Below are 14,106 nucleotides of genomic sequence, written 5' to 3'. Positions count from 1 at the left end.
GCCTTCAGAACGTTTCAGCGCGGCTTCAGGAATTGGCGAGCGCGCACACGTAGACTGGTTTCACGAGCCGTCGTGCGGGCACTTGCCCGCGCGTCGGCGCCCTTCCTGGAGTGACGAATGATTTCCGGCGCCTATTGTCCCGCGCATCGAATCGGGTACGACCGGCCGATTCGCGTGGAGCACGCATGAAGCACAAACGACTCTGGTTCGGTGCGACCGGCGTCGCGCTCGCGGGTCTCGCGATCGCCGTCGGCATCATGGTCCGGCCGTCGATCGCGCCGATCGAGCCGCCCGCACGCGCGTCGTTCGATCCGCAACTCGTCCGAGCCGGCGCGCGCGTGGTCGCGCTCGGCGATTGCGTCGTCTGCCATACGGCGAAGGACGGCAAACCGTTCGCCGGCGGGCTGCCGCTCGCGACGCCGTTCGGCACGATCTACGCGACCAACATCACGCCGGATGCCGATACCGGCATCGGCCGCTGGTCGCGGGACGCGTTCTCGCGCGCGCTGCGCAGCGGCATCGCCCGGGACGGGTATCCGCTCTACCCCGCTTTTCCGTACATCCACTTCACGCGGATGTCCGACGACGAGATCACGGCTGCCTACGCGTACCTGATGACCCGCGAGCCGGTTCAAGCAAGCACGCCGAAGAACGAGCTGATCTTCCCGCTCAACTTCCGCCCGCTCGTCGCGTTCTGGAACGTCCTGTTCCTGCACGAAGGCGCGATCGCGCCGGACCCTGCGCAATCCGCGCAGTGGAATCGCGGCAAGGCGCTCGTCGACGGCCTCGGCCACTGCGCGTCCTGCCATTCGCCGCTGAATGCGATCGGCGGCGAGAAAGCGGGCCAGACATTCGACGGCGGCATCGTCGACGGGTGGGAAGCGCCGCCGCTCAATACGCTCGGCAGCGCGGCACGCCCGTGGACGCAGGCACAACTGGTCGCGTATCTGCGCACCGGCCGCGCGAGCGAGCATGGCGCGGCCGCCGGACCGATGCTGCCCGTCACGCGCGATCTCGCGACCGTGCCCGCGGAAGACGTCGAGGCGATCGCCGCCTACATCCTGTCGATCCAGAAGCCGGTCGGCGCGCGGCCGGCGACGGCCGGCGCCGGACACAACCCGACGACGCCCGCCGGACAACGCGGTGCGGTGCTGTTCCAGGCGTCGTGCGCGCAGTGCCACGGGCCGGCGGCACCCATGCAATCGATCGGCGAGCGGCCGACGCTCGCGTTCAGCACGGCGGTCGCCGCCGACACGCCGCGCAACGCGATCCAGATGATGTTCAACGGTATCGGCTGGCATGGCGAGGACACGCTGAACTACATGCCGTCATACCTCGACCAGTACGACGACCGGCAAATCGCGGATCTCGCTGCGTACATCCGCGAAACCTACTCCGATCGCCCCGCGTGGAGCGGCGTCGAAACCCTGGCCGCAAAACTCAGAAAGGAGGACCGCCCGCGATGATCACCCTCACCGTGAATGGCGCGCGGCATACGCTCGACATCGATCCCTCCACGCCGCTGCTCTATGCGCTGCGCAACGACCTGCACCTGCACGGCGCGAAGTTCGGTTGCGGCCTCGGACAATGCGGCGCGTGCACCGTGATCGTCGACGACAAGCCAATGTTCTCGTGCCTGATCCCGGTCGCCGCGATCGGCGCACGCAGCGTCAGGACCATCGAGAGCCTCGGCACCGCCGAGCGGCCGGGCAAGCTTCAGCAAGCGTTCATCGATCACCAGGCGGCGCAGTGCGGCTATTGCATCGCCGGGATGATCATGCGCGCGCAGGCGCTGCTCGAACGCAACCCGAAACCGACCGAACGCGAACTGCGCACCCACATGGAACCGAACCTGTGCCGTTGCGGCACCCACCTGCGGATCCTGGCGGCCGTGCGTCAGGTCGCGGGCCTGCCGGACCCGGAACCGGCCGGCGCGCCGGTCATGATCAGCAAAGGGCTCTGATGAACGCACCTGACGACATCGACGAAGGCCGCCGGCACTTCATGGTTTCCGGCGCGCTCTTCGTCGCGTTCAGCCTGGCACCGGCCGCACGCGCCGCCGCCGAGGTGGTGATCGCGGACGAAGGCGCGGCCGTGCATGTATCGCGCGCCACCGAAACGCTGGCCGGCAGCCTGAAGACCAACCCGCTGCTGGACGCCTGGATCAAGATCACGCCCGACGGCAAGGTCACCGTGTTTACCGGCAAGGTCGAGCTCGGCACCGGCGTGCGCACCGCGTTGCTGCAGGTGGCGGCCGAGGAGCTGAACATGAAGCCCTCGCTGATCACGTTCCTGACGGCCGACACCGGCGCGTCGCCGGACGAGGGCCTGACCGCCGGCAGCCACACGATGGCGGACAGCGGCTCCGCGCTGCTGAACGCGGCCGCGCAGGTGCGCGGGCTGCTGGTCGACGGCGCGGCGAAGCAGTTCGGCGTCGATCCGCGCACGCTCACGGTCGCCGATGCGCTCATCAAGGCGCCGGACGGCCGCACGATGCGCTATGGCGACGCGGTTCGCACCGTCGACCTGCATCGCAACGCGACGCCGACCTCGCCGCTGAAGCCGCCCGCGACGTTCGCCGTGATCGGCACGTCACTGCCGCGCGTCGATATTCCAAACAAGGTCACGGGTGGCGCGAGCTACGTGCAGGACATGGAACTGCCCGGCATGCTGCATGCACGCGTCGTGATGCCGCCGGTGTACGACGCGAAACTGCTGTCGTTCGACGAAGCCGCGATCCTGAAGATGCCGGGCGTCGTCCGGATCGTGCGCAACGGCAGCATGCTTGCCGTCGTCGCCCAGGGGGAATGGCAGGCCGTCGTCGCGCAGCGCGCGCTGGCCGCCGCGTGCCGCTGGTCGCCCGGTCGGACGCTGCCCGAGCGCAATACGGTTCATGAAGACCTGAAGCGGATCTCGACGCAGCACATCGAGATCGCCAATACGCATGCGCCCGCCGCGCCCGCGGTGAAGACGCTGAGCGCCACGTTCCTGAAGAATTACCTGCTGCACGGCTCGATCGGGCCGTCCTGCTCGGTCGCGCGTCTCGAGAACGGCATGCTGACCGTGTGGACCCACTCGCAAGGCGTGTATCCGCTGCGCGACGCGCTGGCCGAGATGCTGTCGATGCCGAAGGCGAACGTCCGCTGCATCCATACCGAGGGCTCGGGCTGCTACGGGCACAACGGCGCGGACGACGCGGCGGCGCATGCGGCGCTGATCGCCGCCGCGATGCCGGGCAAGCCGATTCGCGTCCAGTGGATGCGAGAACAGGAACATACGTGGGATCACTTCACGCCGGCGATGGTCACCGAGCTCAGCGCGTCGCTCGACGCCAGCGGGCGCATCGTCGACTGGAAGTACGCGCTGTGGAGCAGCTCGCACAACGAACGCATCGTCAATGCCGGCCGGCTGCTGCCCGCGCGGATGCTCGAGCCGCCGTTCGTTCCCGCGCCGTCGACGCCGATGCTGCAGCCCGAGGGCGGCGGGGATCGCAACGCGATCCCGCTGTACGCGCTGCCGAACCTGCACATCGTGAACAATTTCTCGCCGACGATGCCGCTGCAGACGTCCGCGATGCGCTCGCTCGGCGCGCACACGAACATCTGGTCGATCGAAAGCTTCATGGACGAGCTGGCGCACGCCGCCGGCGTCGATCCCGTCGAATTCCGGCTGCGTCACATGCAGGATCACCGCGCGCGCCAGGTGATCAAGCTCGCCGCGACCAAGTTCGGCTGGCCCCGTCCGCCGCGCGCGCGCAACCGCGGCGTCGGCTTCGCGTTCGGCAAATACAAGAACCTGATGGCTTACGTCGCGATGGCGATCGAGATTTCGGTGGTCCCGGAAACGGGCCAGGTCACGCTCGACCACGCGGAAGTCGCCGTCGACGCCGGGCAGGTCGTGTCGCCGGACGGCATCCGCAACCAGATCGAAGGCGGCATCGTGCAAGCCGCCAGCTGGACGCTGTACGAGGCATTGAAATACGATACGCAGCGCATCCGCAGCTTCGACTGGAGCAGCTATCCGATCCTGCGCTTCTCGGCGGCGCCGCAAAGCGTGAAGGTCCACCTGATCAATCGTCCCGGCGCACCGTTTCTCGGCGCGGCCGAGGCGTCGATGGGACCGACCGCCGGCGCGCTGGCCAACGCGATTTTCGACGCGACCGGCCAGCGCCCGCGCGAAATGCCGTTTGCCGGTGACGGGCTGAGGAAACGCATCGACGCATAGCGTCACGACACAACCGATCGCGCCGGCACGAACCGGCGCCGACAATCGACCGGCTGGAGATTTCTGAACGATGGATACCTTGCTTTCGATGCGCGTGTTTACGCGCATCGTCGAAACGGGCAGTTTCACGCGCGCGTCGGACACGACCGGGCTGACGACGCCGCGCGTGTCCGCGCTGCTGAGCACGCTCGAACAGCACCTCGGTTGCCGGCTGCTGAACCGCACGACGCGCCGCATCTCGCTGACCGAGGACGGCCAGGCGTACTACGAACGCTGCGTCGGGGTGCTGCGCGAAATCGACGACATGGAAGCAGCGGTATCGCAGGCGCGCAACGTGCCGCGCGGCCGCCTCAAAGTGAACCTGCCGCCCGCGATGGCCAAGCAGATCATGGTGCCCGCGCTGCCCGAGTTTCTCGCCGCCCATCCGAACATCTCGATCGAACTCGGCGTGACCGATCGCCAGATCGACCTCGTCGGCGAGGGCGTCGATTGCGTGGTGCGCATCGGCGCGCTCGACGACTCGGGCATGATCGCCAAGCGGATCGGCAGCCTGACCACCTGCACGTGCGCGGCCCCCGCGTATCTCGACCGCTGCGGCGCGCCCGAAACGGTCGACGATCTCGCGCAGCACGTCGCGATCAGCCACATCTCGGCCGATACCGGCCGCCCGCGGCCGTGGGACTACGTCGTCGACGGCGAAGCGCGGATCGTGCAGATGTGCGGCACGGTCGCGGTCAACGACGCCGATACCTACATCGAGTGCGGCGTCGCGGGCATCGGCCTGATCAAGACCTCGCTGTACCTGGTCGAACCGTATCTGAAATCGGGGCGGTTGCGCGAAGTGCTGACCGATTTCAATGCGCCGCCGCGGCCGATCTCGATCCTGTATCCGCCCAATCGACATACGCCGGTCAAGCTCAAGATCTTCGTCGACTGGCTCACGACCCTGTTCGCGCAGATTCCGACGCTGCAGGGCCAGCGCGGCTGAACGCCGCCACCGTTGGTCCTGCCCGGACGCCGGACGCCCGGACGCCGGATGCCCGGACGCCGGATGCCCGGACGCCCACGTCCCAACCGTTTTCACGCCATCGGCCCCGCGAGCGTTGCGCGCCTTTGCGCGGCACGCAATGCTCGATTGCGCGACGGACGTATTCCGTTGTCATCGCTCGATCAATAGTCTTGACGGCAATGCGGCGTGCGTGGCTCGCCGCTTGAGAAATTGCAATGCGCCGCCCGGCAAACGGGCGTCCGACATCTCGTTCAAGGAGTCGATCATGTCAATGGAATCCACCCCGCTCGCGGCCCACGGGCAGGCGCCCAGGCTCACGCAGGGCCTCATCCTGCTGTTCGCGTTCAGTTGCGGCGCGATCGTCGCGAACCTGTACTACGCGCAACCGATCACCGAGCTCATCGCGCCCGGGCTGCACATGTCCGGCGGGATGGCGAGCCTCATCGTGTCGCTGACGCAGATCGGCTACGCGCTCGGCCTGTTCTTCATCGTGCCGCTCGGCGACCTGCTCGAGAACCGCAAGCTGATGATCGTCACGGCCGTGATCTCGATCGCGAGCCTCGCCGCGGCCGCGGTGACCCGGACGCCCGGCCTGTTCCTCGCGATTTCGCTGCTGATCGGCTTCAGTTCGGTCGCCGTCCAGATCCTGGTCCCGCTCGCCGCGCACCTCGCGCCGGATCATTCGCGCGGCCGGGTGGTCGGCACGATCATGAGCGGGCTGCTGCTCGGCATCCTGCTCGCGCGCCCGTTGTCGAGCGTGGTGGCGGACGCATTCGGCTGGCGCTTCGTGTTCGCCGCCGCCGCGGGGGTGATGACGCTCGTGACGGTCGTGCTCGCGCTGACGATTCCGTCGCGCCAGCCCGATCATCGCGCGACCTATTTCGACCTGATCGGCTCGCTGCTGCATCTGGTGCGCACGATGCCGGTGCTGCGCCATCGCGCGTTCTACCAGGGCCTGATGTTCGCGTCGTTCAGCCTGTTCTGGACCGCCGTGCCGGTCGAGCTGACGCGCCACTACGGGCTGTCGCAATCCGCCATCGGCCTGTTCGCGCTCGTCGGCGCGATCGGCGCGACGTCGGCGCCGGTCGCCGGCCGCCTCGCGGATGCCGGCCATACCGTGCGGGCGACGCTGATCGCGCTGGTCGCCGGCGCATTGTCGTATGCGGTCGCGCTGCTTCACGGCGTCGGCCTGTACGGCCTCGTCGTCACGGGCATCGTGCTCGATTTCGCGGTGCAGATGAACATGGTGCTCGGCCAGCGCGAGATCTACGCGCTGGATGCCACGAGCCGCAACCGTCTGAACGCGCTGTACATGACCAGCATCTTCGTCGGCGGCGCCATCGGCTCCGCGCTCGCGAGCCCGCTGTACGAGCACGGCGGCTGGCCGCTCGTCGCCGCGGTCGCCGGCGCATTCCCGATCGTCGCGCTCGCGCACTACCTCGCGATCGGCCGGCCGTACGCGCAACGCCACGCACGCACCTGAACCGGCGCCGGCCGCCGGTCGAGCGCACGCATGCCGACCGGCTCGTGCGCTCGACCGGAACGCCGCCGGCATGTCACTCCGACTTTTCACCGGGGCCGCTGTCTCGCCGTTTCGCCGCTTCGCAGTTTGCCGCGGCGCGATGCGCGACGCCCCCTGCTCAACGCACAAGGAATCCACCATGTCTTCCCTGCTCAGCACCTACGATCTGCGCGGCCTGCCGCTGCCCAACCGCGTCGTGATGGGGCCGATGACGCGCTCGCGCGCGCCGTCGCGCGGCCAGCCGACCGAGCTCATGGCCGAGTATTACGCGCAGCGCGCGTCCGCCGGCCTGATCGTCACCGAGGCGACCAACGTCAGCCACACGTCCGCGGCCTTCGAACTGACGCCGGGGCTCGTCACCGACGAGCAGGCGGCCGGCTGGAAGCAGGTCACGGACGCGGTCCATGCGAACGGCGGCCGCATCTTCGCGCAGCTGTGGCACGGCGGCCGCGTCAGCTCGCTGACGCTGCTCGGCGGCGACGCGCCGCTGTCGCCGTCCGGCGTCAACGACGATCTCGAACAGTTGCAGGTGTGGGCCCGGTTGCAGAACGGCTACTACACGAAGATTCACGCGACGCCGTCGCGCGCGATGACGACGGACGAAGTCGCCGCAACGGTCGATGAATTCGGCCGCGCGGCCGCCCGCGCGATGGCGGCCGGCTTCGACGGCGTCGAGATTCACGCGGCCAACGGCTACCTGCCGCACCAGTTCCTGTCATCGACGCTGAACCGCCGCGACGACCGCTACGGCGGCTCGGTCGCGAACCGCGCGCGCTTTCTCGAGGAGATCGTCGACGCGGTCGGCGGCGTGATGCCGCTCAGCCGCGTGGGCGTGCGCATCTCGCCGTACGCGCAATACAACAACGTGCGGGACGCGGATCCGGATGCGACATACGCGTACGTCGGCCGCCTGCTCGACGAAGCGGGCGTCGCCTACCTGCACGCGGCCGATACCAACGGCTGGAGCGACGAGCCCGACCTGCCGCGCATCATCGAGCACACGCGCAAGACGTTCGGCGGCACGCTGATCGTCAACGGCGGCATCACGCCGGACGCCGCGAATGCGCTGATCGATGCGGGCGACGCCGATCTCGTCGCGTTCGCGCGCGCGTACATCGCGAACCCGGATCTCGTCGAACGCATCGCCACGCATGCGCCGCTCGCCGTGCCGAAGTCGATCGGCTGGTACGGCGGCGAGCGCGCCGGATACGTCGACTATGCGCGGCACGACGCGGTGGCACCGACCGCCTGAGCCCCGTCGCACGGCGACGCCCCGCCGCCATGACCGGCGGGGCACGCCCGCTGCCGGCTGTTGCTTCGCAACGGTTTCTTCAGGCGTCCTTCCAGTGCGCACCCAGCACGCGCCCGCAGAAATTCGGCCGGTGAAAATCCGGATCGGCCCGCTCGAGCACGTCGGCGCTCCAGGTGCCGAACGTCGATGCCGGCCGGTGCGCGACCCCGCGGGCGACCGCATCGAGGAACGCCTCGCCGAACCCGTCGCCGCGCGGATAAGCGGCGAGCAGCGCGCAGCGCTCGTCGGCCGAATACGCGTCGGCGTCGGTGGCCATCAGGTCCGTCGATACCGCGCTCGACAACGCGCGTGCCAGCGGCGACACGCGGGCGGCCACGCCGGGCGTCGTATGCAGCGCGATGGCGCGCCATACGTCGTCGCAGATGGGCTGCGGCGTGCGGTGCCGCGACAGGAACGCGTGCGCGGCATCGGCGCTGTCGAGCTCGTAGCGCGCGCTCGAGCGGCAATACGCGGCACTCAGGCCCATGTTCGCGTACAGGGCGGCCACGTACAGCGCGTCGGCATCGCACGTGTCGCCGGCGCGGCGCGCGGCGAGCGACGCGAGGACGAATACCCGGCAAGCGTGGTCGGTGATCACGCGCGGCAGCGACGCGCGTGCGGCTTCGGCGGCCTCGATCGCGATCGGCGCGCGCGGAATGCGAACGCCGGCGACTTCGTCATTCGCCGATGCGCACGTGTGCGCAGAATTCATGTCGTCTCCTTCTGCCCCGTGCCGGGGTCGAAAAATTGCTTGTTCTTCGCGGCGCGCGCGCCGGCTCCCGTCGCCTAAAACGCGGCGCCGAGGCAACCGAACGCACTGCACGGCTCGGCGAGCTCCGTCGCGGCCACATCCACGCGCTGCGCGAAACGACGCCCGTATTCGCGCGCGAAACCGGCATCGCGGCCGCCGTCGGCCGCGGCGCGCGGCTGCGCCGACGCGACCGGACGCCACCGGCCCATGCCGCCGAACTCGGCCACGGGCGACCACGCGGGACTCACCGGCAGCGGCGGCGGCGCCAGCGGCGCGAATTCGTCGTCCGCGTGCACGACCTTGCCGTCGACGATCGTCAGGACCGACGACAGGTGCTTGATGCGCGACTCGTCGATCGTGAAGTAGTCGTCCGTCAGCACCGCGAAATCCGCGTACCGGCCGGGCAACAGCGCGCCCTTGCGATCGTCTTCGTTCGAGAACCACGCGCTACCGACCGTATAGCGGCGCAGCGCCTCCATCCGGCTGAGCCGGTTGCGCTCCGGATAGAGCACCGTGCCGCCGACCGTGCGCCCGGACACCATCCAGTACAGCGACACGAACGGGTTGTAGCTCGCGATGCGCGTCGCGTCGGAGCCCGCGCCGACCGGCAGCCCGGCCGCCAGCATCGCGCGGATCGGCGGCGTGCGCGTGGCGGCTTGCGCGCCGTAGCGCGCGATGAAGTACTCGCCCTGAAACGCCATCCGGTGCTGCACCGTCACGCCGCCGCCGAGCGCCGCGATGCGCGCGATGTTCGCATCCGAAATCGTCTCGCAATGATCGAAGAACCAGCGCAGGCCGTCGAACGGGACGTCACGATTCACGGCTTCGAGCACGTTCAGGAAGCGGCCGATCGATTCGTCGTACGTCGCGTGCAGCCTGAACGGCCAGCGCTGGCCGACCAGCAGCCGGACGACCGCGGTCAGTTCCGCCTCGAGCTCGTCGGGCAGGTCCGGACGCGGTTCGAGGAAATTGCCGAAATCGGCCGCGGAATACACCAGCAGTTCGCCGACGCCGTTCAGCCGCAGGAACGCGTCGCCGTCGCCGGGCTTGGCCAGCGTCATCCAGCGCGCGCAGTCGTCGATTTCGCGCCCCGCATGCTGCACGAACAGGCTGTAGGCGATGCGCACCGTCATTTCGCCGCGCTTCGCGAGCGCCATGAGCGCGGCGTAATCATCCGGATAGGCCTGGAAATCGCCGCCGGCGTCGATCGCGCTGGTCACGCCGAGGCGGTTCAATTCGCGCATGAAATGCCGCATCGAATTCATCTGGTCGTCGAAGCCGAGCCGGGGGCCCTTCTCCAGCGCCGCATGCAGGACGGCCACGTCCGGGCGCGCGAGCAGCATGCCGGTCGGCCTGCCGGCGCGATCGCGCTGGATCTCGCCGCCGGGCGGATCGCACGTGTCGCGGCCATAGCCGATCGCGCGCAGCGCGGCCGCGTTCAGGAGCGCGCTGTCGCCCAGGTGCATCACGAAAACCGGCGTGTCGGGCGCGATCGCGTTGAGCTCGGCCACCGTCGGCCCGCGTTTTTCGGCGAACTGGAATTCGGTCCAGCCGCCGACCACGCGCACCCACTGCGGCGCGGGCGTGCGCAGTACCTGGCGACGCAGCATGCGCAGCGCCTCGGCCAGCGTCGACACGCCGTCCCAGCGCAGTTCCAGGTTGAAATTCAGGCCGCCGCGGATCACGTGCAGGTGCGAGTCGTTCAGCCCCGGGATTACGGTGCGGCCGTTCAGGTCGATGTGAAGCGTGTCGCCATGCGCATGGCGCATGACCTCATCCGCGCTGCCGGCCGCGAGAATCCGGCCGTCCTTCACCGCGAGCGCGGTCACGAACGACTGCCTCTCGTCCTGCGTCGCGATCTTGCCGTTGAATACGATGAGGTCCGCCGCTTCCGCGGATTGCGTCGCCTTAAGCACCGTCAGCCTCCCCGCTTGCGCCGCAGGCTGGCAACTGACCGCACGCGGCATGCCGGCGGTTTGACGTTACAAGAACCATCCACCCTCCGTTGAATGTTGATCGATCGGACAGCCGGCCGCGTTGCGCGGGTGCGTCCTGAGCGGGCCACACGCGCCATCACGCCGCCGATTGCATCGCATCCAGGGTCTCGTGGCGGATGTGCGCATGACCGGTCGGCCGCGCCGTCTCCGAGCGGATGAAGCTCTGCACCCGCGCGAGGCGCCGCACGTCGACCGCGCGCGATTGCGGGTCGAAATGCCCCGACAGGTTCGCCACCAGCGACGACGCCTGTCCGATACGCCCGCGCTCGATCAGATGATCGGCAAGATCGAGCGTGCCGCGCAGCGCCCACATTGCCGCGCCTTGCCCGTTCGCGGCATGGATCGCCATCAGCAGATGCCGGTGCCCGTCCGCTTCGCACGCGATCGCGCGCTCCGCGTCGGCGGTGCGGGCCTGTTCGAGCATCGCCAGACCTCGGGCACGCAGCAGCTCGGGCACGAACAGATGCTCGCCTTGCGCGCGGCAGCACGCGAGCGTCGCGTCGAGCTTCACGCGGGCCTCGGCCGCGCGGCCCGTGCGCGTGAGCCCTTCCGCATACGCGACCACCAGCGGCGCGAGCAGGCGCCGGAAGCCGCTCGCCTCGATGCGTCGCAGCGCGGGTTCGAGCCGCGCCAGCCCGGCGCCGGGATGGCCGGCCTGCATGTCGAACTGTCCCGCGAGACATTCCGCATGGTCGAGCCAGATATCGAACCCGTTCGCCTCGGCGGCCGAGCGCAGCGTCGCGAGATAGTCGGAGATGATGTCGTGATCGCCATGGCGCAACGCGATCGGCACGGCCGCCGCGCCGAGCACGACGCACAACGCCAGCGCCGACCCGCCGCGGCGCGCGGATTCGACCGCCTGCGCGGCGAGCCGCATCGCATAGTCCAGATCGCCCTGCATCCAGACGAGCCGCGCCAGCACCGTGCGGCCAAGTGTCGCGACGTCGATGCCGAGCGCCGCTGCCGCGCAAGGCGGTTCGCCGGCCACGGCCAGCTCGGCCGTGGCCGCCTCCAGCCGCTCGCGCGCCTGCGCATGCTCGCCGAAGTAATGCAGCGACGTCGCGACCATCGCGTTCGCCAGCAGCCGTTGCGGCCGGTCGCCGCGCCGCTCGGCGGCCCGCTCGAAGCGCATCGCATAGCGCAGCGATTCGTGAATGTCGCCACGCGACAGCATCGCGTTCCAGAGCCCGACCATCGCGCTGGCGTCGAATGCCTCGTCGCCGACCCGCCCGGCGAGGCCGAGCGTGCGCTCCCACATCGCGGCGGCCGCGTGCGTATCGCCGTCCGTATACAGCAGCGCCGACGCATAGGCCGCGCGCAGCCGCATCTCGCTCGACGCGTCGACGACCGCGAGCGCGCCGGCCTCGATGGCATCGAGCGCGCGCCTCGCCGGGATCGAACAGTCACGCATGCGCGCCGGCTCCCGCAATGCGAGCGCCAGCGCGTCGGCTTCCGCGACCGGCGGCTCGGCCGCCGCGGGTTCGCGCGCGGCTTGCACGTGAACCGGCATCCGGGCCTGCGCCTGCGCGTGTTCATGGCGCGCATGACGCTCGGCGATGCGCTCGAACTCGCCTTCGTTGTGCAGCTTCTCGAGCGCATACGCGCGCGTCGATTCGGTCAATCGGTAGCGCGCCTGCGCGCCGCTGAATTCGACGGTCACCAGCGACTTCGCGATCAGCTCGCCGAGCACCGCGATCATTTCGGCGGGCGACATGCCAGGATCCATCGCGACTTCGCGGGCCGCATCGAACGTGAACGGGCCGACGAAGCACGCCATGCGGCGAAACAGCGCACGCGCGGCCGCATCCAGCAGCACGTAGCTCCAGTCGAACGTCGCGCGCAGTGTCTGATGGCGCGGCAACGCGGAGCGCAGGCCGCCCGTCAGCAGGTTCAGCCGGTCGTCGAGACGCGACGCGACGACCTCCAGCCCGAGCGTCGCGACGCGCGCGGCAGCCAGTTCGATGGCGAGCGGAAGCCCGTCGAGCCGCCGGCAGATATCGCCGATCAGCCTGACACCGGCCGCGTCGATCACGCAATCGGGCGTGGCCGCGCGAACCCGCGCCAGAAACAGCTCGACCGCCGAATGACGCACGATCTCGTCGACTGTTGCAGCGCCGTCGGGCACCGCCAGCGGACTCACGCGAAACACGGTTTCGACCGAGATATGAAGCGGTTCGCGACTCGTCACGAGCACCCGCAGCGGCACGACGCGCGCCGTCAGCGACTCGACGAGGTCGGCAACCAGGTCGACGACGTGCTCCGCGTTGTCGAGCACGAGCAGGCTGCGCGAGACGGCGAATGCGTCGCCGATCCGGTCGACGGCCGGCATGCCATTCGTGTCGAGCCCCAGTTCCCCGGCAATCGCGAGCAGCACGTCGTCGCGCGTCGTGGCCCGCGCCAGTTCGACGAACAGCACGCGCTCGCCGGCCCGGCCGCGCCACGCGTGCGCGACCCGGTCGGCCAGACTCGTCTTGCCGATGCCGCCCGCGCCGACGAGCGTGACGACCGGCGCACGGTCGATCATGTCGACGATCTGCTCGAGCTCGGCCCGGCGTCCGACGAGCGGGGCCTGATGGGCCGCTTCGGCGTCCGGCGTCGCGGCAGCCGGGTGCGGCGCCACCGCGTGCAGGAGCGGCGGATTCGCGACCAGCAGGTAGCCGCGGCCCGGGACGGTCTTGATCAGGTCGCGGCTCGCGCCGAGCGCCTTGCGCAACGCCGCGACATGAACCTGCAGCCGGTTCTCCTCGACGATCAGGCCGGGCCAGACGGCATCCATGATGTCGTCCTTCGACACGACGGAACCGTTGGCGCGATGCAGTACTTCAAGTATGTCGAGCGCGCGCGCGCCAATACGCAGCAACGCGCCGTGACGGCGAATGTCCCGCTGCTCGAAATCCACCGATAAAGCCCCGATCTGGATCATGGCCGCCTCCAGGTTCCCCACGATGACCGCCATGTGAACGGAGCAGGTCACGGGGGCGGGAGTCCGCACCCGGCCTGCCGTTCAGGGCGGGTTCAAAGTCTCGAAAATGTGGGCCGAGTGTATACGCGGCTTTTGTAAAAATCTTGAAGGAAAATGCGCTGACGCGCCGCGCCGGCGCCGGCCGCCGCTCAACGGGCGCGGCGCGAACGCAGATCCGGCGATATCATTCGCCCCAGCGTGTTCGCGTGCTGGTCAGGCCCCGGTACCGCGCGAAAGGGTCCGCGGCAAGCATTTCGTCAACCAGCGGACATTTGTTCAAGTTATCCTCGGCCTATCGGGCTCGCTGTATGTACCGGACGCAACGATGCTCGCCCGCCGTCCGACTCCGA

General features: G+C 69.3%; 9 protein-coding genes. 6 read left to right on the top strand and 3 right to left on the bottom strand.

What is annotated here, in order from left to right; translation table 11 throughout:
• The first annotated feature begins 185 nt into the window (after window positions 1-185).
• The 6 genes from LMA02_RS30755 (at window position 186) to LMA02_RS30730 (ending at window position 8,007) form a co-directional block, all read left to right on the top strand.
• Entirely contained in the window at window positions 186-1,466 is a 1,281-nt protein-coding gene (locus tag LMA02_RS30755) for a c-type cytochrome (protein ID WP_228910481.1), read from the top strand.
• Window positions 1,463-1,963, top strand: a complete 501-nt coding sequence (locus LMA02_RS30750) for a (2Fe-2S)-binding protein (protein ID WP_006760329.1) — start codon at window positions 1,463-1,465, stop codon at window positions 1,961-1,963. The genes LMA02_RS30755 and LMA02_RS30750 overlap by 4 nt, the downstream gene beginning before the upstream one ends.
• A complete protein-coding gene (locus tag LMA02_RS30745) occupies window positions 1,963-4,224 on the top strand; it encodes a xanthine dehydrogenase family protein molybdopterin-binding subunit (RefSeq protein ID WP_228910480.1) in 2,262 nt (753 codons plus the stop codon). Before LMA02_RS30750 ends, LMA02_RS30745 begins: the two co-directional genes overlap by 1 nt.
• Before the next feature lie 70 nt (window positions 4,225-4,294).
• Window positions 4,295-5,212, top strand: coding sequence for a LysR family transcriptional regulator (locus LMA02_RS30740; RefSeq protein WP_228910479.1), 918 nt, complete (start codon window positions 4,295-4,297; stop codon window positions 5,210-5,212).
• 286 nt (window positions 5,213-5,498) lie between these two features.
• Complete coding sequence (locus LMA02_RS30735; RefSeq protein WP_228910478.1) at window positions 5,499-6,716, top strand: MFS transporter; 1,218 nt, start codon at window positions 5,499-5,501, stop codon at window positions 6,714-6,716.
• A gap of 178 nt (window positions 6,717-6,894) precedes the next feature.
• Window positions 6,895-8,007, top strand: coding sequence for an alkene reductase (locus tag LMA02_RS30730; RefSeq protein WP_228910477.1), 1,113 nt, complete (start codon window positions 6,895-6,897; stop codon window positions 8,005-8,007).
• 79 nt (window positions 8,008-8,086) lie between these two features.
• On the opposite strand, the gene LMA02_RS30725 is transcribed toward LMA02_RS30730, so the two are convergent.
• From LMA02_RS30725 to LMA02_RS30715, 3 genes are all read right to left on the bottom strand, one after another.
• Window positions 8,087-8,758 carry a phosphohydrolase gene (locus tag LMA02_RS30725; RefSeq protein ID WP_228910476.1) on the bottom strand — a complete coding sequence of 224 codons (672 nt, stop codon included), beginning with the start codon at window positions 8,756-8,758 and terminating at the stop codon, window positions 8,087-8,089.
• 74 nt (window positions 8,759-8,832) lie between these two features.
• Window positions 8,833-10,713, bottom strand: coding sequence for an amidohydrolase (locus LMA02_RS30720; RefSeq protein ID WP_228910475.1), 1,881 nt, complete (start codon window positions 10,711-10,713; stop codon window positions 8,833-8,835).
• A gap of 157 nt (window positions 10,714-10,870) precedes the next feature.
• Window positions 10,871-13,717, bottom strand: coding sequence for an ATP-binding protein (locus tag LMA02_RS30715; protein ID WP_228910474.1), 2,847 nt, complete (start codon window positions 13,715-13,717; stop codon window positions 10,871-10,873).
• Window positions 13,718-14,106 lie beyond the last annotated feature (389 nt).

Source organism: Burkholderia sp. B21-005, assembly GCF_020843965.1.
GTDB lineage: Bacteria > Pseudomonadota > Gammaproteobacteria > Burkholderiales > Burkholderiaceae > Burkholderia > Burkholderia ambifaria.
Note: the sequence above shows the minus strand (reverse complement) of the source record. Positions and strands in the feature narration are given on the sequence as shown.